At 36.9% G+C, this 21440-nt stretch carries 17 protein-coding genes; 11 read left to right on the top strand and 6 right to left on the bottom strand.

Annotated features, from left to right (window positions below):
• Positions 1-887: 887 nt before the first annotated feature.
• From ACB089_RS19560 to ACB089_RS19540, 5 genes are read left to right on the top strand one after another with little or no spacing between them, the layout of a single operon-like run.
• Positions 888-1901 carry an ABC transporter ATP-binding protein gene (locus ACB089_RS19560; RefSeq protein ID WP_374963556.1) on the top strand — a complete coding sequence of 338 codons (1014 nt, stop codon included), beginning with the start codon at positions 888-890 and terminating at the stop codon, positions 1899-1901.
• Positions 1898-2833, top strand: coding sequence for an ATP-binding cassette domain-containing protein (locus ACB089_RS19555; RefSeq protein WP_374963555.1), 936 nt, complete (start codon positions 1898-1900; stop codon positions 2831-2833). The genes ACB089_RS19560 and ACB089_RS19555 overlap by 4 nt, the downstream gene beginning before the upstream one ends.
• 1 nt (position 2834) lies before the next feature.
• On the top strand, positions 2835-3797 hold the full coding sequence (gene opp4B / locus ACB089_RS19550) for an oligopeptide ABC transporter permease (RefSeq protein WP_374963554.1): 963 nt from the start codon (positions 2835-2837) through the stop codon (positions 3795-3797).
• Positions 3798-3833: 36 nt separating this feature from the next.
• The gene (locus ACB089_RS19545) at positions 3834-4733 is read left to right on the top strand and encodes an ABC transporter permease (RefSeq protein ID WP_374963553.1); all 900 of its coding nucleotides are present in this window, start codon (positions 3834-3836) and stop codon (positions 4731-4733) included.
• Between the two features lie 15 nt (positions 4734-4748).
• Positions 4749-6563 (top strand): oligopeptide ABC transporter substrate-binding protein, encoded by a 1815-nt coding sequence (locus ACB089_RS19540; protein WP_374963552.1) that lies wholly within the window; start codon positions 4749-4751, stop codon positions 6561-6563.
• Between the two features lie 447 nt (positions 6564-7010).
• Here the strand turns inward: ACB089_RS19540 and ACB089_RS19535 are convergent, their stop codons facing one another.
• The 5 genes from ACB089_RS19535 to ACB089_RS19515 all read right to left on the bottom strand — a co-directional run bounded on the left by ACB089_RS19535 (position 7011) and on the right by ACB089_RS19515 (position 12643).
• On the bottom strand, positions 7011-7937 hold the full coding sequence (locus tag ACB089_RS19535) for an ABC transporter ATP-binding protein (protein ID WP_374963551.1): 927 nt from the start codon (positions 7935-7937) through the stop codon (positions 7011-7013).
• Positions 7930-8988 carry an ABC transporter ATP-binding protein gene (locus tag ACB089_RS19530; protein WP_374963550.1) on the bottom strand — a complete coding sequence of 353 codons (1059 nt, stop codon included), beginning with the start codon at positions 8986-8988 and terminating at the stop codon, positions 7930-7932. The genes ACB089_RS19535 and ACB089_RS19530 overlap by 8 nt, the downstream gene beginning before the upstream one ends.
• A 14-nt stretch (positions 8989-9002) precedes the next feature.
• The gene (locus ACB089_RS19525) at positions 9003-9923 is read right to left on the bottom strand and encodes an ABC transporter permease (RefSeq protein ID WP_374963549.1); all 921 of its coding nucleotides are present in this window, start codon (positions 9921-9923) and stop codon (positions 9003-9005) included.
• On the bottom strand, positions 9923-10852 hold the full coding sequence (locus ACB089_RS19520) for an ABC transporter permease (protein WP_368635505.1): 930 nt from the start codon (positions 10850-10852) through the stop codon (positions 9923-9925). The genes ACB089_RS19525 and ACB089_RS19520 overlap by 1 nt, the downstream gene beginning before the upstream one ends.
• Before the next feature lie 132 nt (positions 10853-10984).
• Entirely contained in the window at positions 10985-12643 is a 1659-nt protein-coding gene (locus ACB089_RS19515; RefSeq protein ID WP_374963548.1) for a peptide ABC transporter substrate-binding protein, read from the bottom strand.
• Between the two features lie 887 nt (positions 12644-13530).
• On the opposite strand from ACB089_RS19515, the gene ACB089_RS19510 reads away from it, so the two are divergent.
• Positions 13531-13839: a hypothetical protein gene (locus ACB089_RS19510; protein WP_374963547.1), complete on the top strand. Its 309-nt coding sequence runs from the start codon at positions 13531-13533 to the stop codon at positions 13837-13839.
• 169 nt (positions 13840-14008) lie between these two features.
• On the opposite strand, the gene ACB089_RS19505 is transcribed toward ACB089_RS19510, so the two are convergent.
• Entirely contained in the window at positions 14009-15706 is a 1698-nt protein-coding gene (locus tag ACB089_RS19505) for an NFACT family protein (protein ID WP_374963546.1), read from the bottom strand.
• A gap of 266 nt (positions 15707-15972) precedes the next feature.
• Between ACB089_RS19505 and ACB089_RS19500 the strand changes: the two genes are divergently transcribed.
• From ACB089_RS19500 to priA, 5 genes are all read left to right on the top strand, one after another.
• Positions 15973-16848 (top strand): YicC/YloC family endoribonuclease, encoded by an 876-nt coding sequence (locus tag ACB089_RS19500; protein WP_374963545.1) that lies wholly within the window; start codon positions 15973-15975, stop codon positions 16846-16848.
• Positions 16849-16891: 43 nt separating this feature from the next.
• Positions 16892-17509, top strand: coding sequence for a guanylate kinase (gmk, locus tag ACB089_RS19495; RefSeq protein ID WP_068983204.1), 618 nt, complete (start codon positions 16892-16894; stop codon positions 17507-17509).
• A 4-nt stretch (positions 17510-17513) separates the two neighbouring features.
• Positions 17514-17741 (top strand): DNA-directed RNA polymerase subunit omega, encoded by a 228-nt coding sequence (gene rpoZ / locus ACB089_RS19490; protein WP_368635500.1) that lies wholly within the window; start codon positions 17514-17516, stop codon positions 17739-17741.
• 267 nt (positions 17742-18008) lie between these two features.
• Positions 18009-19019 (top strand): bifunctional phosphopantothenoylcysteine decarboxylase/phosphopantothenate--cysteine ligase CoaBC, encoded by a 1011-nt coding sequence (coaBC, locus tag ACB089_RS19485; RefSeq protein WP_374963544.1) that lies wholly within the window; start codon positions 18009-18011, stop codon positions 19017-19019.
• On the top strand, positions 19016-21430 hold the full coding sequence (gene priA / locus ACB089_RS19480) for a primosomal protein N' (RefSeq protein ID WP_374963543.1): 2415 nt from the start codon (positions 19016-19018) through the stop codon (positions 21428-21430). Before coaBC ends, priA begins: the two co-directional genes overlap by 4 nt.
• The last annotated feature ends 10 nt before the right edge of the window (positions 21431-21440 follow it).

Below are 21440 nucleotides of genomic sequence, written 5' to 3'. Positions count from 1 at the left end.
ATATACGCCCCTTTAAATTAATTAATCTATTATAACTTCGAAAAACATCTGCGCTGACGCTTCTCTTTCGGCAAAAAACACTTGCAGCTGACGCTTCGCTTTCGCGCAAAAAACATCTGCTGCTGACGCTAGCAAAGAGCCGATTCCGGACGCAATTATGCCGAGGCATAATTGAATATAATGCTTTTATTCGAACTTTTATCATATTTTTCCTTTAATTCTACATATATTATTTATAAAGTTAATTTTTTTTTTAGAAAAAATATAATTAAGTGTAATCAAGAAGTACGTAAGTGGATAGGAAGAAGATATCCAAAAATTACTTACTTCAGTATAGCAATAATGATTTGTAGTTTTTAACGCTTTAAATGAGAAAACTATATATTAAAACGAAAATGACTTAATTGGAAATATATATGGGAATAAGAATTGATAACTTTTTACTGTTAAATAGAATTAATCAAAAATTAAAGTGTATTTTTACAAATAAAGAAAACATTTTTTGTGAAAGGAAATTATATTTGGATAATAAAAATCGAGGAGTTTAGTTAATAGATTAAAAAAGAAGCAAATAATCATGTAAAGAAAAAATTAAGCTTATAAAATGATTTGATCAAGATGTAAGGACTTGATTTGTTTATATATTTTTAATATTTCAAAAAAACTACTTGATTTAATGTATTATTTCTAGATAAAATAATGTTACATTTAATTTTCAGATAATTCCCGCATCGGATTTTGTTGTCTGAAGAAGTAAAAAAATTATTAAGGGTGTTTACAAATATAAATGGAGGTGTAAAGAATATTTCAAAGAATATAATTCTGAAATAAATTTATAGCCAAGTGAAATCATTTTTCAGAATATTGAATATGGGAGGGGAGATTGTTTGAATACAGCAAATGACCTACTAACAATTAGAAATTTAACTACAAGTTTTCGCATTAAAGAAACTTACCACGCTGCTGTAGAGGATGTCTCGCTTTCGCTTAAAAAGAATGAGGTATTAGCAATCGTTGGAGAATCTGGTTGTGGTAAAAGTACATTAGCAACTACTATTGTAGGCTTGCACAATGAAGTTAACACAAAGGTTACAGGGGAAATTCATTATAATAATCAAAATTTAACGCAATTAAATGAGCAGCAATTTAATAGTTTACGAGGTAATGATATTGGTTTTATTTTTCAGGATCCTCTTTCAGCTCTCAATCCGTTAATGCGGATAGGAGAACAGATTGAAGAGGGGCTGGTATATCATACAAAGCTCTCAAAGCAACAGCGCGCGGAGAGAGTATTAGAATTGTTGAATCAGGTAGGCATTTCTAATCCTGAACGTGTGGCAAGACAATTTCCTCATCAATTGTCAGGGGGGATGCGTCAACGTGTCATGATTGCCATTGCCTTGTCATGTAAACCATCTATTTTAATTGCAGATGAACCGACAACAGCTTTAGATGTGACGATTCAAGCTCAAATACTTGATTTATTAAAAGCACTACAGTCAGAAACCGAAACAGGGATTATCTTAATTACCCATGATTTAGGCGTTGTGGCAGAAATGGCTGATCGAGTTGCAGTAATGTATGCGGGTGAAGTAGTAGAAGAAGCACCTGTTCAGGAATTATTTAAAAATGCTAAACATCCTTATACTCGTTCTCTATTGAATTCTATTCCACAAACACATAGTGAAAATGAAAGACTTGAAGTTATTCAAGGTATGGTGCCATCGCTGAAGAATTTGCCTCGGGAAGGCTGCCGATTTGCAGCACGAATACCGTGGATAGATGCATCTGCACATGAAAGGAAACCACAATTACATGAAATTGCACCAGGTCATTTTGTTAGATGTACCTGCTGGAAACACTTTCATTTAGAAGGTGAAGAAGGAGGCGGGGCTGTATGAGCTTTATGCAAATTAATGATTTAAACGTTCATTACCCAATTCGAGGCGGGTTTTTTAATACAGTAATCGATAAGGTATATGCGGTTGATGGCGTCACAATGGAATTTGAAAAAGGAAAAACATATGGTTTAGTAGGAGAATCAGGATCAGGAAAATCTACTACAGGAAAGGCCATTATTGGTTTAGAGAAAATCACTTCAGGTCAAATTTTTTATGAAGGTGAGGATGTAACAAACCAACGCAGAAATCGTAATTCAGCTTATAACAAAGACATTCAAATGATTTTCCAAGATTCCCATTCTAGTATGAATCCTAGAAAACGGGTACTAGATATTTTAGCAGAGCCTATTCGGAATTTTATGAAGCTTAGTGATCAAGAGGAGCGTAAGCGCATAAAAGAGTTACTAGCAATTGTAGGGATGTCTGAAGATGTATTGTTAAAATATCCGCATGAATTTTCTGGTGGTCAAAAACAACGTCTAGGAATCGCGCGAGCCGTTGCTTGTAATCCAAAAATGATTATAGCTGATGAACCTGTATCTGCGCTGGATTTATCGGTACAAGCACAGGTGCTAAACTTTATGAAAGATATTCAAACTGAATATGGGCTTACTTATTTATTTATTTCACATGATTTAGGTGTTGTGAAACATATGTGCGATCATATATCCATTATGTATAAAGGACGCTTCGTTGAAACAGGAACGAGACATGATATATATAGGGATCCACAACATGTTTATACAAAACGTCTGTTATCTGCTATTCCAAATATTGAACCAGAGACACGCTTAGAGCGCAAATTCATTCGACAAAAAGTAGAAGAGAACTATCAAAAAGAGCAACATCAATATTATGATGAGCATGGAAAAGTATACCCGCTTAAATCCATTTCAGATACACATATGGTTGCGATGTCAGGGGGTATATAAAATGTGGAAAACGATTCTTAGACGAACACTTTTGATGATTCCTCAAATGTTTGTGCTAAGCCTAATTATCTTTATTTTGGCGAAGCAAATGCCAGGTGATCCATTTACAGGATTGATTACACCAGAAACAGACCCTTCACGCATTGAAGAATTGAGAATTCAGGCAGGATTTTATGACCCATGGTACGTGCAATATTACCATTGGGTAACAAATGCCTTGCAGGGGGATTTTGGACAAAGCTATACATATAAAATTGCGGTGTCCACACTGATTGGTGAGCGCGCATTAAATACATTTTGGCTCGCTCTACTTAGTGCAATTCTCGTTTATGCGATTGCAATTCCATTAGGAATGATTGCGGGGCGCAAGCAAGATTCATTGTACGATAAGTCGATTACACTCTATAGCTTTATAAGCTACGCGATACCGACTTTTGTCTTGGGTTTAATTTTCTTATATATTTTCGGTTATCGTTTAATGTGGTTCCCGACGAGTGGAACAGTTGATGTAGGTGTAGAACCGGGAACGATGGAATATTATTGGAATCGCATCTATCATTTAATATTACCTGCGATGACATATGCAATTTTAGGTACGACAACGATTATTCAATATTTGCGTTCAGAAATAATTGATGCTAAGACACAGGATTATGTTAAAACAGCACGTAGTAAAGGCGTACCGATGAAAAGAATCTATAGAAGACATATTTTCCGCAATTCCTTATTGCCAATTGCAGCTTTCCTAGGTTTTACAATTACAGGCTTATTAGGTGGTTCGATTTTTATAGAAACAATTTTTGGCTTCCCGGGCATGGGGCAATTATTCATCCATTCTATAACGAGTCGCGATTATAGTGTGATTACAGCTCTCGTTATGCTTTATGGCTTCTTAGCATTATTAGGTAGTCTACTGTCAGATATTATTATGAGCATTGTTGATCCACGTATCCGCATAGACTAACTGCTAAATTTAATGTTTAAGGAGAGGTGAATAAAAATGGAACAAAAAAATGACACAATGACAGTTGAAAGTACTCCACCAACAGGGATACAAGTTGTAATACGTGAATTTCGAAAAGATAAGCTAGCGTTAATTTCATTCATCGGTATGAATTTACTGATTATTTCGATATTAATTGCAGCAATGCTTATGGATCAGGAAGAAATTTTAAAAATACAATTGTTAGAGCGCTATACAGAGCCGGGTGTAAATGGTTATATTCTTGGAGCTGATGAAGCTGGGCGCGATATGCTAGGACAGCTTATTATCGGCGCGAAAAACTCCATATTAATTGCGATCGCTATTACGCTTATTGCCAATACAATAGGAGTCGTGCTCGGCATAGTAATGGGCTATTATGGTGGCTTTATTGATAATTTATTTATGCGTATCATCGATTTTCTCATGACATTGCCAACTTTAATGATTATAATTGTTTTAGTTACAATTATTCCCAAATATGGTGTTGCTGAGTTGATATTAATATTAAGTGCCTTCCAATGGATAGGGACAGCACGTTTAGTCCGCAGTAAAGCTTTATCAGAAGGACGCCGTGATTATGTGAGTGCCTCAAAAACAATGGGTACTAGCGATTTTGCTATCATGTTTAAGGGGATACTACCAAATTTAAGCTCGTTGCTAATTGTAGAATTGACATTAAATTTTGCAGGGAATGTTGGGATTGAGACAGGTCTATCATTTTTAGGCTTTGGTTTACCACCTTCTACACCTAGCTTAGGAACTCTCGTAAGCTATGCAACGAATCCAATAGTACTATCTAGTAAGTGGTGGGTATGGTTGCCCGCATCAATATTAATTTTAATTTTGATGCTTGGTATAAATTATGTCGGTCAAGCACTTCGTCGTGCAGCTGACGCAAAACAAAGAATGGGATAAAGGGGAGGATTTACTATGAAAAAAAATTGGTTAATACTATCCGTTATTTTTGCAGTGATGCTTGTATTGGCAGCCTGCAATAATGCCGATAAAGATTCGGCTAAAACGGATGATGGTAACAAAGACAAACCAGCACAAACAGAAGATAATAAAGTGGATACAAACACGCTTCCTATGGATATAACAAATGAAGGGGATGCTATTAAAGGTGGTACTTTAAAAGTAGGTCTTGTAACAGATACGCCTTTCAAAGGAGTTTTCTCTTGGGAATTATATGATGATGCATACGATGCAGATATTATGGCATACTCAACAAATTCTCTTTATGAATTGGACGGGGATTTCCAGGTAAAAGATACAGGTATTGCGAAATTAGAAGTGGATAAGGACAATAAGAAAGCAAAGATCACTATTCAAGGGGACGTTAAGTGGTCTGATGGTAAACCATTAAAGGCTGAGGACTTAATTTACCCATATGAAATTATTGGTCACCCTGATTATGAGGGAGTACGCTATGATGACGACTTCAAAAATATTGTTGGTGCAGAAGAATATCATGATGGAAAGGCAAAAACAATTTCTGGTATTAAAAAAATCGACGAAAAATCAATTGAAATTACGTTCAAGAAAGTATCTCCAGCTATTTATTCAATTGGGGATGGGTTATGGGGTTATGCAGCACCGAAGCATCAGCTAGAGTCAATCCCTGTAAAAGATCTAATTTCTTCAGATGCAGTTCGTAAAAATCCTGTAACACTTGGTGCATTTAAATTTGACAAAATTGTTAATGGTGAGTCTGTACAATTTGTTGCGAATGAACATTATTTTAAAGGCAAGCCGAAGTTAGATAAAGTAGTTGTCGAAGTGGTTCCTTCAACTTCAATCGGTGAAGCTATGAAAACAGGGAAATATGATATTGCAACTTCATTCCCAACAAATCAATATGATGGTGTAAAAGATCTTTCAAATGTATCGCTTTTAGGCCGTCCAGAGTTAGCATACTCTTATGTAGGGTTTAAATTAGGGAAATATGATAAAGTGAGTAGTAAAAATATTTTTGATGAGAAGTCAAAAATGAATGATGTAAATTTACGTCAAGCGATTGGCTATGCGATGGATATTGAATCTGTTACAGAGAAATTCTATCAAGGTCTACGTGTAAGAGCAAACTCATTAATTCCACCAGTGTTTGCATCTTACTATGATGATACGCTAGAGGGCTATCATTATGATCCGGAAAAAGCTAAAGAATTACTAGATAAAGCTGGGTATAAGGATAAAGATGGAGACGGATTCCGTGAAGATAAAGACGGGAAAAAATTCACTATTCGTTTAGCAGCAATGTCTGGTTCAGATACAGATGAAGCAATTGCTGAGTACTATCGCCAAAACTGGAAAGATGTTGGGTTAAATGTAGAATTAACTACTGGTCGTCTAATTGAATTCAACAGCTTCTATGATAAAGTACAGGCTGATGATCCAGAAATCGATATGTTTATGGCAGCGTGGGGAACAGGCACAAACCCATCTCCGATAGGCTTATATAGTGAGGGTGCAGAGTTTAACATGAGTCGTTTCGTATCTGCAGATTTAACAAAAATGTTAGAAGATATTGATTCGGAAAAGGCGATGGATCCAAAATTCCGATCAGAAGCATTCCGTACATGGCAAGAATATATGAGCGAACAAGCAACGACAATTCCAATGTACTTCCGTACGGAAATCATTCCAGTAAACAAACGTGTGAAAAATTACGATTCAGCTTATGAGAATGGTTCTATTGAAAATCTTCACACAGTAGAATTAGTAGCTGACCAACCAGTAAAATAGTTTAAAATCAAAAAACAGCTTTTCTTGTCACAAGAAAAGCTGTTTTTTAAAAATAAAGGTACCAAAAGAATAGGTATAGTAAAAAAACTAAATCAACATCTTATATAAAATTTAACATCTGATAAATCAATGAAAATTAAAGATGATATCAATCATAATACCAAACAACAGCCTAATTGTATGTAGGTTGTTGACTGAAATTACTTTGTAGAAAAGGCCAGTCTTTGTAAGGCTTAAAACCAAATGCTGGAGTATAAGAAACATCCTTGACGCTGGGGCCTTCTATAAATGCAGTAAGACAAAAGCAGCGATAATCATTTCCACACTCTTTTCATATTATCTCACTTTATTGAATTAACACTATTGGTTGAATATAAGTTGCAGAGCATTGGAGCAATAAAAAACTCCCATCAACAGCACTTATACTGTTAATGAGAGTTCTGATAGTTATCGATTAGCAACCCAAGTTTTCACAAGATCTGCAGTCCCATAAACGTAATGCTGATCGCCTACTTCATGGTATGTTGCGCTATCGTCAACCTCTGTATGCTTGTACGGAATACGTTGACGGCGTTTTTCTGACATTGGATCAGGAAGTGGAATTGCCGATAATAATGATTTTGTATACGGATGAACAGGGTGATTGTAAATATCATCTGCTTTACCGATTTCCATAATTTTACCACGGTACATAACAGCAATACGGTCACTGATGTACTTAACCATTGATAAGTCATGGGCAATGAAAAGATATGTTAAACCACGTTCTTTTTGTAGCTGTTTTAATAAGTTAACAACTTGTGCTTGAATCGATACGTCAAGTGCTGAAATTGGCTCATCGGCGATAATAAACTTAGGATCTAAGCTTAGTGCTCGAGCAATCCCAATACGTTGACGTTGACCACCAGAGAATTCGTGTGCATAACGGTTTGCGTGCTCTTTGTTTAAACCAACAGCCTCTAGTAGTTGATTAATTTTTTCACGACGTGCTTTTTTATCCTTGTGTAGACCGTGAATATCAAAGGCTTCACCAATGATTTCACCTGCTGTCATACGAGGGTTTAAAGAAGCGTATGGATCTTGGAAAATCATTTGCATTTGACTATTAAATTTCTTTAATTCTTTTTTAGATTTTTTCCCATGAACGTTTTCGCCGTCGAAAATAATTTCACCATCTGTAATGTCATACAGGCGAATAATGGAACGACCAGTTGTTGACTTACCGCAGCCCGACTCACCTACAAGACCGAGTGTTTCACCTTCGTATACATCGAAGCTAATACCGTCGACCGCTTTAATAGGATTACTTGGTGAACCGAAATGCTGCTTTAAATTTTTGATTTCAAGAATTTTTTTTGCACCCGATTTAGTCATTTTCTTGTGCCTCCTTTGCTAAATAGCCCTCAATACGTTTAGCAACTGCATCTGGAAGCGGAATTTTTGGCGCATCAGGATGCAACAACCAAGTTTTAGCAAAGTGTGTGTCACTTACTTGGAACATCGGAGGCTCTTGTTCATAGTCAATAGCCATTGCGAATTCATTACGAGCAGCAAACGCATCGCCCTTTGGAGGGTTGATCAGATCCGGTGGTGAACCAGGAATCGTGCGTAATAGCTCATCTGTATCGTTATCTAAGTCTGGCATTGAACCAAGTAGACCCCATGTATATGGATGCTTCGGATTATAGAAAATATCATTAACAGTACCATATTCGACGATTTGGCCTGCATACATAACTGCCACTCGGTCAGCAACGTTTGCAACGACACCTAAATCGTGAGTAATGAAAATGATAGATGTTTTCGAATTTTTTTGGATTTCTTTCATTAGCTCTAAAATTTGTGCTTGAATTGTAACGTCTAATGCTGTTGTTGGCTCATCGGCAATTAGAAGCTTTGGATCAGCTGCAAGTGCAATGGCGATGACAACACGTTGACGCATACCGCCTGAAAATTCATGCGGGTATTGGTTAAAACGTTTTTCAGGGAAGGGGATGCCTACCTGAGTTAATAGTTCGATTGCACGTTTTTTAGCATCATCTTTAGATACTTTTTTATGTTGTAAAATAACTTCAGTTATTTGACGTCCGACCTTCATAGTAGGGTTTAAACTTGTCATCGGGTCTTGGAAAATCATAGCAATTTCATTTCCGCGTACTTTTGACATTGCTTTATCGCTTAACGGAATTAAATCACGGCCGTTAAATAAAATTTGTCCTGATGCATAAATACCAGGTGGCTGTGGAATTAGTTTCATTAATGCGTTACTCGTAACACTTTTACCAGAACCAGATTCACCAACGATTGCGAGTGTCTCACCTTCTTTTAGGTCAAAGTTTACGCCACGAACAGCGTGGACAAGTCCTGCATACGTTTTAAAGTTTATTCTTAAATCTTTTACTTCTAAAATAGTTTTATTACTCATTGTCGGCCACCTCCTTATTTACGTAGTTTTGGATCTAATGCATCACGTAAGCCGTCACCAACTGCGTTAAATGCAAAGATTGTGAGTGAAATGAACACTGCTGGGAAAATCAAACGCCATGGAGCATTACCAATCGCTTTATTCCCTTCAGAAGCCATTGTACCCCAAGAAGCTGTTGGAGCAGGAACCCCAAGGCCAAGATAACTTAGGAATGATTCTGTAAAGATAGCAGATGGAATTGTTAATGTCATCGTTACTAAAATCGCTCCAAGTGCGTTAGGAACTAAATGTTTAATAATTAGGTGACCAGTGCTAGCACCTAAAGTACGAGCAGCTAGAACATATTCTTGATTTTTAATCGATAATACTTCACCACGTACAATACGAGCCATGTTAATCCAACCCGTAATTGAAAGTGCGATAATCATAGGAACTAAACCAGGCTGCATAACAACTAATAGTACGATTACTACTAATAGGTAAGGTACAGCAGTTAAAACATCGGCAATACGCATCATAATATTATCAACGCGTCCACCAGCTAAACCAGAAATACTTCCCCAAATAACACCAATAATTAAGTCGATGATAGCTGCAGCGATTCCGATAAATAATGAAATACGTGCACCTTCCCAAATACGAACGAAAATATCACGGCCTAAATCATCCGTACCGAACCAAAATTCAGCAGATGGTGGGGCATTATAAACACCAAGTTGATCACTTGCTTTATATTGAGAGAACATAGGCACGAAAGTAGCCATTAAAATAATAATAATTAAAACGATTATCCCTAGGATGGCCATTTTGTTATGAGAGAAACGGAGAAATACTTCCTTCCAAAAGGAGACTGATTTATCAGCTAATTTTTCCGTTGCTTCATGATTACCACCGACAATTTTAAACTTATCTTTTTCAATTTGTTGCTGTGTCATTATTTTTTCGCTCCTTTCAGTTTAATTCGCGGATCGATCACACTATATAGAATATCAACGATTAATACCGCAAATAAAAGGATGATGGAATAGAACACAGTCGTACCCATAATTACTGTATAGTCACGGTTTGTAATACTTTGTACAAAGTGTTTACCAAGACCAGGAATAGCGAAAATTTGCTCAACAATGAAACTACCTGTTACAACACCTGCTGTTAATGGACCAAGGTAAGTCACCACTGGAAGTAATGCGTTACGTAAAGTATGACGGAAGACGATTGTCCATTTACCAAGTCCTTTTGCACGTGCCATTTTTACATAATCACTATTATTTTGTTCAAGCATACTTGAACGTGTTAATTTTGCGATAAAGCCCATGTGGCTGAAAGCGATTGCAAGAGCCGGCAATATACTATAAATAAAGCCTTTCCATCCACTTACCGGGAACAAGCCTAGTTTGTAGGATAAGAAATACTGCATTAAACCCGCTAAAATAAATGAAGGTACTGAAATACCTAGCACCGCAAAGGACGTTGCCAAATAATCCGGGAACTTATTATGATAAAGCGCGGAAACTACGCCTATTAAAATACCGAATCCAACTGCCAATAGCATAGCTTCAATCCCTAATGTTAAAGAAACAGGGAAACTTTCTTTGATCATATCATTTGTAGAACGCGCTTTATATTTCATTGACTCACCGAAATTGAAAGTGGCCGTATCGATTAAATAATCTTTGTACTGAATATACCAAGGGTTATTTAATCCATACGTTTCGTTTAACTTTTCCTCAATTTGAGGAGGGAAATTACGTTCACTCGCAAAAGGACTACCCGGAGCAAGACGCATTAAGAAAAACGTAACCGTTACGATGACGAAAAGCGCGAGAAGTATATACATCAGCCTTTTCAAAATATATTTAATCACATGAAACTCCTCCTTCTATTTGTCAATTTTCAGACAAATATATGCCTTCGTATTTTAAAAAGAGCTGACTCGCGCCGAAGTGGCTACGAGGCAGCTCTTCGCTGTAGAGCTAAATAAGCGATATGAATTAGATTATTTTTCTTCTACTACAACGTCTTTAAGTTGGATGTTACCAAGTTTATCTGCTTTCATGTTTTTCACGTTATCATGTACTACAGAAAGGTTCGTGTAGTAGTAGATAGGTGCAACTGGGAATTCTGAAACAGCAACTTTTTCTGCTTGTTTTAGAAGTTCAATACGTTTAGCAGGATCTGTTTCCTTATTAGATTGAGCTAATAATTTTTTGTACTCAGCATTTTCCCAGCCAGTATCGTTGTTACCGTTTGCAGCAGTATCATACATTTCTAAGAATGTATAAGCATCATTGTAGTCACCAATCCAGCCCATACGTCCAACTTGGAAGTCTGCTTGGTTAAGTTTTTCTAAATATACTTGCCATTCAGAGTTATCAAGACCTACTGTAATACCAAGGTTTTTAGTCCAGCCCTCTTGGATAAATTGAGCGATAGCAGCGTGTGCTTCACTTGTGTTGAATGAAACGTTAATTTTAATGTCTTTTGGATCTTTAATGCCAAGTTCTTTCATACCTGCTTCAAGTGCTGCTTTAGCACCTTCGATATCGTTGTCTTTGAAGTAACCGCGGTCTTCTTCAAAGCCTTGAACTGTGATAGGAACCATACCTAATGCAGGTTTTTGTTCACCTTTAGTAACGTTGTCAATTAATCCTTGACGGTCAATTGCTAATGTTAACGCTTTACGGATGTTAGCGTTTCCAGTGATTTTATCTTTTGTATTGAATTTGTACCAATAAACAGAAGCTTGGTCAGCAATATTTAATACTTTAGATTCTTTAAATTCATCAATTGAGTCAAGAGCTACAGATTGGAATGGTGCTCCAAGGTAGTCGATTTCTCCATTTTTGTACATTGTAGCTGCAGTTGCTTCAGATTCTACCATGTCAATATTTACAGTTTCTAAAGATACTTTATCAGCATCCCAGTAATTTGCATTTTTCTCTAATACAACTGTAGCATTGTGTTGCCAATCAGCTAAAGTGAAAGGACCGTTTGTTACATAGTCTTCACCAGCATCTGCGTACCAGTTTTCTTTGCCTTCAACAACTTTTTGATTTAACGGTGCATATGTTTTAAATGCTGTTAATTCTAAGAAGTAAGGTGTTGGATTTTCTAAAGTAACTACTAAAGTTTTTTCGTCTTGAGCTTTAATGCCTACAGCATCAACAGAGCCTTCACCTAAATTGTAAGCTTGAGCACCTTTAATAGGATAAAGGATTGAAGCATACTCAGATAGATTATCAGGGTTTAATGCAAATTTCCACGCATATTCAAAGTCACCAGCAACTACTGGATCACCATTTGACCATTTAGCATCACGTAGTTTGAAAGTATACGTTAATTTATCATCGCTAATTTTCCAGCTTTCAGCAGCTGCTGGAACTGGTTTTGCATCATCATCTAAAGTTGTTAATCCTTCAAAGATGTTTTTAAGAATAACACTAGAAGTTGAATCTGTTGCTAATTGTGGATGAAGTGATGGTGGTTCAGAAGCAACTACTAGATCTAACTCTTGAGAAGCTTTTCCAGATGAACCAGAATCTTTGCCTTCGTCTTTTGATTTTTCAGACGAATCTCCACCGAAGCCACATGCAGCTAGTACTAATGAAAAGACTGCAAGGACTGTTAATAATAAAAACTTTTTGTTTTTATTCATGTGAATCCCCCTTATACAATTTTTAAGCCTTTTGTGAAGCTCTTATTTAATATACCAAAAAAATCATTTGCACAAAATAAAAAAGATTCAAATTTATATAGTATTATCTGACATCTAATAGAATAATAATTTTTTTCGATTCATTACATTAACGTGTTAAAGTAATATGATAATAAAAATTTGATATTTATTTGTTCTGAATATCAAAAATAAAATAAAAATTAAAAAATGATTTATTATACCGAAAATTCATATTCTTTAGATAACATTATTGTTATTCGAAAAATGATTCAATAGTCACAGGTGTGATACTTTGAGAGATTTGTATGGATTTGTAGAAAATCATTGTAAAACTGAGTGATTTAGCTTCAAGTTCAGGTATATTTTTGTAATTTCTAATCGCGAAGAATGAATATTTTTAGCTATTAATGATATATAGGAATCTTGTTTTGTATTTATCTAAGGTTATCTGGTATAAAAGAGAAAAAAGAAGAAATAGAGTAAATGTTGAAAAAATGAACATTTATTAAGTGAAAAGTGTATTGTATTTTGGTTAAATATATTTTTTTGAAATAATTTACACATTGCTTGCATATACAACTATGTATGAAAAAACACTATATATTATTAATTATATGCGAACAGAATTTTGCGTATGTAAATGGAAAAACATACATGCTTCTAAGTACTTTTATGTTGCTGTTTTATGGAGAAAATCATTTGTCCTGCTTAGGAGGAAGGCTTCTACAGATAATTACTAAAAAACTGTGTCAGTAGAACTTAATGAGTAGAAAATTTACTTAACTTCTATATATGGTCGATTTTACCATATTATGATTTCTATATAAAAGGCTTTTTAAAAATAAACAGTAAATGCAGGTGGGTGAATGAGAAGCCGCCCAGGGCAATCTGATGTTGACCGTCGAGGTGATGGGGGCTCGGCATTTTTATCAGCGATTCATAGCATTTTATCAGCGGTTTTCTTGATGTTATCAGCGATTCATAGCATTTTATCAGCGGTTTTCTTGATGTTATCAGCGATTCACGGCACTTTATCAGCGGTTTTCTTGATGTTATCAGCGATTCACGGCATTTTATCAGCGATTTTCTTGATGTTATCAGCGATTCATGGCATTTTATCAGCGATTGGCATTTTGGAACATCCAGCCACTCCGCTTTCGCACAGATTTGCTTAAGTGACAGGTCAGAAAACATACGCTATGTGAGGTGGTTGATCTTCGTTCCCACTGAACGACTCATCGGACGCCCCTAGGAAAGCGCCCAGTCGGAACGGAAATCAATCAAATGTTATGGTGATGATCCTAAAAAAAGGAATACGATACATTTCATATCGTATTCCCACTTTTAAGATTGTTTTTTTAACTGTAAAATGACAGTTTCATCTGGATCGATGTATAAAGTTTTTTGTTCAAAGTAAATAACAAAACCAGGTTTAGCGCCATTTGGCTTTTTTACCTGACGTATTTCTGTGTAATCGACTGGGACAGAGGAAGAGTCTCTTGCTTTTGAAAAATAGGCAGCAAGAGTAGCAGCTTCTCGTAATGTTGTATCGTCTGGTTCACTCGTATGAATGACAACATGAGAGCCTGGAATATCCTTTGTATGTAGCCAAGTATCTGTACGTTTAGCCATTTTAAATGTAAGCATGTCATTTTGCTTGTTATTTTTCCCAACTGAGATGGCTACACCTGTAGAAGAGACATAGCGTTCAGGCTCAGGCTTCACTTGCTTTTTCTTTTTTCTTGCATGACGTAATTTTAAATAACCTTGCTCTGCTAATTCTTCACGAATTTCTTCTATATCCCCAGGGGCAGCTTGTTGAACTTGCTGAGCAAGCATTTCAAAATATGCTATTTCTTCCTTCGTTTTTTCTAGCTGTTCTTGAACCATAATAAGGGCATTTTTTGCCTTTGTATATTTTGTGTAATAACTTTGAGCATTTTCAATCGGTGTTTTACGTTCGCTCACTGGAATGGTGATTTCGTCTTCTCCAGTCTCACTATAGTAGTTAACGACAGTTACTTCCTTTACACCTTTTTCGAACGAGTAAATATTTGCCATCAGTAATTCTCCATATAATTGGAACTGATCAAGTTTAGATGCACGTTCGTAGTCTTTGTTTAACTTTTTAGTTTTTAATGTAAGCTTATCAATTTCATTTTGTAACCATCGCTCTAAATCACCTGCCTGCTGTTTGACGCGATCTCGCTCGGCTCGTGCAAAAAATACGCGGTCAAGCAGCTCGTGTACATTTGGATAAATCGTTACATCTCCTTGTAAATGTGTTAGAGCGATTGGTGAGAAGTAAGTTTTATTATTAGCGATGACATACATTGGCTCCGTTCCACCATTATTAAAGGAAGAAATAAAATTTTTAAAGCAATTTACTTGATCATCTGCATCTGTTAAACGGAACAATAATTCTTCTGCATGATTGGGTGAGAAGCCGACAAATTGCGCAACAATTTCCTTAGCGGTTTTTTGTTCAGAGAAAAAACTAGTAAGCTGTTCGTCCGTAACTGCTAAAGGATGCCATTTATTTTGGGCAGGCGGCGCGATATAAGGTTGACCAGGTAACACTGTTCGAAAACTATTCACAGAAGGCGGCAAATGTTTTAAGCTGTCGACTATTTTTCCCTGCTCCTTATCTATTAACAACAGATTACTGTGACGGCCCATAATTTCAGCATGTAACTCCCTGACAATAGGGTCTCCAATTTCATTTTTACTGTGAATTTCTACTATTATAATGCGATCAAAATCATGCTGTTTAATAGAAGAAATAAAACCGCCCTCTATATGCTTGCGCAACAGCATACAAAACATAGGGGGTTCTGCTGGATTCTCGATAGACTGCTCAGTAAGATGGACACGTGCGTAAGAAGAATGAATTGAAAAAAGTAATTTGTGATTGCTTCCGTTCGCACGAATATGTAGAACAACCTCCTGAGCGTTTGGTTGATGTATTTTAGTGATCCGGCCTGTTACTAATTGTTGTAGGTCGGCCGTCATTGCATAAGTAAATAAGCCATCAAATGCCATATGAATTCCTCTTCCCAAGAATATAAAGCATCTTGGTACTTTCGTCTTTTTAATATTTTAATGGTGCATTGTTACACAAGGTTAGTGTTTAGGTAGCACAAATGCACTTTTCTTATGTTTATCATAGCATTTTTTAGGTGAATATTAAAATATAGCTTCAATTGTGGTAGAATTATTGCTCTATCTAATTTTTTGCGGAGAGACGTCATAAATGACAGAGCTTATGTTATAATAATCCCAGTATGCAAAGAAAGGTGTGACGAACCTTGGTGCGTAGTATGACTGGTTTTGGCAGAGGTGTCACAACAACAAAAGACTTTCAATTAACCGTAGAAATGCGCTCGGTCAACCATCGTTTTTTAGAAATTCATGCAAAATTTCCGAAAGAATGGCTTGAAGCAGAAATTTTTGCAAAGAAGTTAATTTCACAAGCTTTGTCACGTGGCAAAATTGATGTGATGGTATACGTTAAGGACTTAGATAACGTCGAGCAAACTATTGAAATTAATTGGTCATTAATTGAAGCGTATCGTAAGGCAAAAGAGCAATTAGCAAGTAAAGTACCACTAGAAGAAAAATGGACGATGCAAGAGCTACTATCGCTTGAACAAGCACTTGTACAGGAAAAACCACAGCTTACACCTGAGGATTTACTTTTGGCTGTTGAAAAGGCTATTACGCAAGCAATTGAGCAGTTGATTCAAATGCGTGAGCGTGAAGGGCGAGAATTACAAGATGTTGTTGTACAATTTAAAGAACAGTTAATGGAACAAGTGAAACAGATTCGTTCATGCTCCTCTCTTGCTGTTAAAAAATATCGTACACGATTATTAGAACGAATTTCTGAAGTGGCGGATGGAGTGTTGTTAGAAGATCGCCTACTTGCAGAAGTAGCGATATTTGCAGAACGTGTGGACATCACCGAAGAATTGGACCGATTAGATAGTCACTTTCATCAACTGAAAGAAACGTTACAAGAAACGATTTCGGTTGGCCGTAAACTAGACTTTTTAATGCAAGAAATACACCGTGAGATCAATACGATTGGTTCAAAAAATCAATCTACAGAGGCGGCCATTGCAGTGGTTCAGGCGAAAACAATTTTAGAAAAGATGCGTGAGCAAGTTCAAAATATCGAATAGCTCGCATGTATCTGTTATAAATTAAGGGAGATATAGAGAAAAAATGATAAAAGAACGTGGATTATTAATTGTTCTGTCTGGCCCATCTGGTGTAGGTAAAGGGACAGTGCGTAAAGAATTATTTTCTCAGCCGAATACGAATTATGAGTATTCCATCTCGATGACAACACGAAATCCTCGCGAAGGTGAAGTAGATGGTGTAGACTATTTTTTCAAGACACGTGAAGAATTTGAAACGTTAATTGATCATGGTGGTTTATTGGAGCATGCTGAATTTGTAGGCAATTATTACGGAACACCGTTAGCCTATGTAAATGAAACACTTGATGCAGGACGTGATGTGTTTTTAGAAATCGAAGTGCAGGGTGCTGCACAAATCCGTAAAAAGGCACCAGATGCATTATTTATTTTCTTAGCCCCACCAAGCTTAACAGAACTAAAGGACCGTTTAGTTGGTCGTGGGACAGAAACAGCAGAAGTTATTGCAAAGCGTATTGCTACTGCAAGTGAAGAGCTCGAAATGATGAGCCTATATGATTATGTGGTTGAAAATGATGAAGTGACTAATGCCTGTGATCGTATAAATGCGATTATTAAAGCCGAGCATTGTCGTAGAGAACGTGTTGAAAAAAGATATTTGTCAATGTTGAGAGGAGAATAAACCTATGTTATACCCATCAGTAGATAGATTAAAAAAAGAAATCGATTCAAAATATTCATTAGTAAGTTTAGCATCTAAACGTGCTCGTCAAATGCAAGAAGAAGAAGGCACTGAACGTTTACACAAGTATGTTTCTTACAAATACGTAGGAAAAGCGCTTGAAGAAGTAGCGGCAGGTGTACTTACGAAAGTGTCACAGGATGAGTCAACTGTATACGAAGACGAAATCTAACATTGATAAATAAGCTGTTGCCAAATTAATGTTAACTTCTTTCAGCAAAAGTCTTTTGTACCGAAAGCCTAGCGACAGGTACAGAAGTCTCCCACCTCTCTAGGTGGTGAGATAAATGCCGATTTAAGCTACTTTTCAGCGGATGTTCAAACACAATTATGCCGAGGCATAATTGATCGTCAGCAGTGGATTTTTGATTATACAGAATGTCGAGAGCTCCCGAGGAATTTTCCTTTGGGAGCTTATCATTTGAAAGGACGATTGTGCATGAATAAAAATATTTTACTTTGTGTTTCAGGTGGTATAGCGGTTTATAAGGCTGTCGCTCTAGTTAGCAAGCTATCTCAGGCAGGAGCAAATGTAAAGGTTATCATGACAGCATCAGCAAGGCAATTTGTGAATCCGCTGAGCTTTCAAGTTATGTCCAAAAATGATGTTTTTTTCGATACTTTTGATGAAAAGGATTCGAGTGTTATTGCCCATATTGATTTGGCCGATTGGGCAGATTTAATTTTAGTTGCACCAGCTACTGCAAATGTCATCGGGAAACTGGCGAATGGCATTGCAGATGATATGGTAACGACGACATTGCTTGCAACAACTGCCCCTGTATGGCTTGCACCAGCGATGAATGTACATATGTATGACCATCCAGCGGTAAAACGAAATTTGGCTCAGTTAAAATCTGATGGCTATCAATTTATTGAGCCTTCGGAAGGATTTTTGGCATGTGGCTATGTTGGTAAAGGTCGTTTAGAGGAGCCAGAAAAAATAACGGCGATTGTGCAAGAATTTTTTTCAGAGAAGGCCAAGCGACTAGCTGGTAAAACGGTAGTGGTCACAGCTGGAGCATTTTATGTACCATTGGACGAGCACCATGTTATTAGTACACAAGCGAATGGTAGAATTGGTCAAGCAATTGCAGAAGAAGCAAAAAAACTTGGGGCAAATGTTATCCTGATAAATGAAAAAGAAGCAAATGTGCATAAGCTTTTTGAACAACTTGAGGATTATCAAAAACAATATCCATCTGCATATTTTATCCATGCTGCAAATACGCCTACAATTGAAGGGGCACCGATATTATCCGTAGAAGGAAAAACTGCTATAACCTTTGGACAAAAAGTTATTGGGGATCAAATGTTAACAATCGTATCTGACACGTGGATTGATTTTAGTGACACGGCAGAAGTAAATGGTCAATTTTGGGATACGACAGATGCCACGCAGTTTTCTAAAGCATTTTGGACATATGTTTTAGATGGTGAGAAGCAATGAGTTTTTTGATTGCAGAAGTTATAGTGGATGTTTCAACATATCATGTAGATCGTCCATTTGACTATGAAGTACCTACAGAATGGATAACTATTATAGAAATGGGCTGTCGTGTAAAAGTACCGTTTGGACCAAGAAATGTGCTAGGCTTTGTGGTCGGATTAAAAAATAACACAGATGTACCATCTAACAAATTAAAATCTATTGCGCAAATTTTAGATATTGAGCCTGTGCTAACAGAAGAAATGCTATCAATGGCAAAGTGGCTGAAAAACGAAACGATTTGCTATGAAATTGATGCCTTGCAGGTCATGCTTCCATCAGCGCTTCGAGCGAAGTATGAAAAAATCATCATGATGCAAGAGGACAAAGATGCTTTACCGGAAGAGGCTAAGGCTATTTTCGGTAAGCGACAACAGGCTAATTTCAAGGATTTTGAGCGTGCAGGATTACTCCCTTTATTAAAGCAGCTTATAACTAATAAAATTGTAAGAATTGAAAATGTTGTGAAGCAACAAGGGAATGTGAAAGAAATACGAATGGTCAAAATTTCAGATAATCAGCAAGATATCGACAAGGCGATGGAAGAGGCAGCGAGAGCAGCTAAACAGCGCCTGCTGATAGAATGGATGAATGCACACCTTGGAGAAGTTCTTTTGCCACAGAAAATCTATGAGGAAACAGGTGTATCTTCGGCAGTATTACAGTCAGTTATTGACAAAGGAGCCGCTCACTTTATACAAGAAGAGGTGTATCGTGATCCTTTTACGAAGGAGGTTTCCCGTACTCAATCTTTACAATTAACGGATGAGCAACATGTTGCCCTAAAGGCTATTACTACATCGATAGAAGAACAGACTGCGAAAACTTTTTTACTACATGGCGTCACGGGGAGTGGTAAAACGGAGATCTATTTGCAAGCAATACAAAAGGTGTTAGATGAAGGTAAGGAAGCCATTATGCTAGTGCCTGAAATATCATTAACACCACAAATGACGGAACGTTTCCGTAGTCGTTTTGGTGAGATGGTTGCTGTGATGCATAGTGGGTTATCTGTCGGCGAAAAGTATGACGAATGGCGTAAAATTCAGCAAGGAAAAGTAAGTGTTGTTGTTGGAGCTCGTTCAGCAATTTTCGCACCTTTTACAAATATAGGGCTTATTATTTTAGATGAAGAGCATGAATCAACATATAAGCAAGAAGATTCACCACGTTATCATGCTAGGGATGTAGCGATATGGAGAAGTGAATTTTACAAATGCCCTGTTATATTAGGTAGTGCAACGCCTGCACTTGAATCATTTGCGAGAGCAAAAAAGGGCGTTTATAGTTTGCTATCCTTAAAGCAACGTGCTTTGCATCAACCGTTACCAACTGTTTTTATTGCCGATATGCGAGAAGAACTTCAAAAAGGGAATCGTTCTATGTTTTCGGAGCAACTTATTGATGCTATACGTGTAAGACTTGAGAAAAAAGAACAGATGGTGATGTTTTTAAATCGTCGTGGCTATTCTTCTTTTGTGCTTTGTCGTGATTGTGGGACGGTTGTGCAATGTCCAAATTGTGACATCTCGTTAACATATCATCGAACAACAGAGAAATTAAAATGTCATTATTGTGGTTATGAGGAACGTGTTCCACAAATATGTCCACAATGTCAGAGTGAGCATATTCGCTATTTTGGTACAGGAACTCAAAAAGTCGAGGAAGAAATTTATAAGCTATTTCCTGAGGCAAGGGTTTTGCGGATGGATGTTGATACAACTAAACAAAAAGGTGCACACGAAGAAATTTTGCAGGCATTTGGGGAAGGGCAGGCAGATATTTTGCTAGGTACGCAAATGATTGCGAAAGGTCTTGATTTTCCTAATATTACGCTTGTTGGTGTACTTAGTGCTGATACATCTCTACATCTACCAGATTACCGTGCAGCGGAGCGTACATTTCAATTATTAACGCAGGTTAGTGGTAGAGCTGGCCGTCATGAAAAGCATGGTGAGGTTATTATTCAATCGTATACGCCAGAGCATTATGCGATTGAATTGGCAAAAATACAAGATTACGAGCCGTTTTACGAACGTGAAATGTTTTTACGCCGTCGCTCAGGCTACCCACCGTATTATTTTGTAGCGCTTGTTCAAATATCTCATGAAGATGTCATGATGGCTGCAGAGTATGCTGGACGAGCGGCAGATTGGCTCAGGGAAAACTTATCAAACCAGGTTGCCATTATTGGTCCAACAACGGCAAGTATTAGTCGTCTCCAAAATAGATATCGCTATCAATGTTTGATAAAATATAAAATTGAACCAAATCTAATTCCTGTATTACAGCGCCTGCTAGCGATGTATCGAGCGGAATGGATTAAACAGGGTATATTAATGACGGTAGATTTAGATCCGTCAACTATATAAAATAGTTCAT

Source organism: Lysinibacillus sp. RS10, from assembly GCF_041956855.1.
Taxonomy (GTDB): domain Bacteria; phylum Bacillota; class Bacilli; order Bacillales_A; family Planococcaceae; genus Lysinibacillus; species Lysinibacillus xylanilyticus_A.
Note: the sequence above shows the minus strand (reverse complement) of the source record. Positions and strands in the feature narration are given on the sequence as shown.

What these genes read in the sequence shown, in the direction of transcription:
- ACB089_RS19555 (WP_374963555.1), top strand. Translation starts at nt 1,898, where the DNA reads ATGAGCTTTATGCAAATTAATGATTTAAACGTTCATTACCCAATTCGA.
- opp4B (WP_374963554.1), top strand. Translation starts at nt 2,835, where the DNA reads ATGTGGAAAACGATTCTTAGACGAACACTTTTGATGATTCCTCAAATG.
- ACB089_RS19545 (WP_374963553.1), top strand. Translation starts at nt 3,834, where the DNA reads ATGGAACAAAAAAATGACACAATGACAGTTGAAAGTACTCCACCAACA.
- ACB089_RS19540 (WP_374963552.1), top strand. Translation starts at nt 4,749, where the DNA reads ATGAAAAAAAATTGGTTAATACTATCCGTTATTTTTGCAGTGATGCTT.
- ACB089_RS19535 (WP_374963551.1), bottom strand. Translation starts at nt 7,937, where the DNA reads ATGACTAAATCGGGTGCAAAAAAAATTCTTGAAATCAAAAATTTAAAG.
- ACB089_RS19530 (WP_374963550.1), bottom strand. Translation starts at nt 8,988, where the DNA reads ATGAGTAATAAAACTATTTTAGAAGTAAAAGATTTAAGAATAAACTTT.
- ACB089_RS19525 (WP_374963549.1), bottom strand. Translation starts at nt 9,923, where the DNA reads ATGACACAGCAACAAATTGAAAAAGATAAGTTTAAAATTGTCGGTGGT.
- ACB089_RS19515 (WP_374963548.1), bottom strand. Translation starts at nt 12,643, where the DNA reads ATGAATAAAAACAAAAAGTTTTTATTATTAACAGTCCTTGCAGTCTTT.
- ACB089_RS19510 (WP_374963547.1), top strand. Translation starts at nt 13,531, where the DNA reads ATGAGAAGCCGCCCAGGGCAATCTGATGTTGACCGTCGAGGTGATGGG.
- ACB089_RS19505 (WP_374963546.1), bottom strand. Translation starts at nt 15,706, where the DNA reads ATGGCATTTGATGGCTTATTTACTTATGCAATGACGGCCGACCTACAA.
- gmk (WP_068983204.1), top strand. Translation starts at nt 16,892, where the DNA reads ATGATAAAAGAACGTGGATTATTAATTGTTCTGTCTGGCCCATCTGGT.
- rpoZ (WP_368635500.1), top strand. Translation starts at nt 17,514, where the DNA reads ATGTTATACCCATCAGTAGATAGATTAAAAAAAGAAATCGATTCAAAA.
- coaBC (WP_374963544.1), top strand. Translation starts at nt 18,009, where the DNA reads ATGAATAAAAATATTTTACTTTGTGTTTCAGGTGGTATAGCGGTTTAT.
- priA (WP_374963543.1), top strand. Translation starts at nt 19,016, where the DNA reads ATGAGTTTTTTGATTGCAGAAGTTATAGTGGATGTTTCAACATATCAT.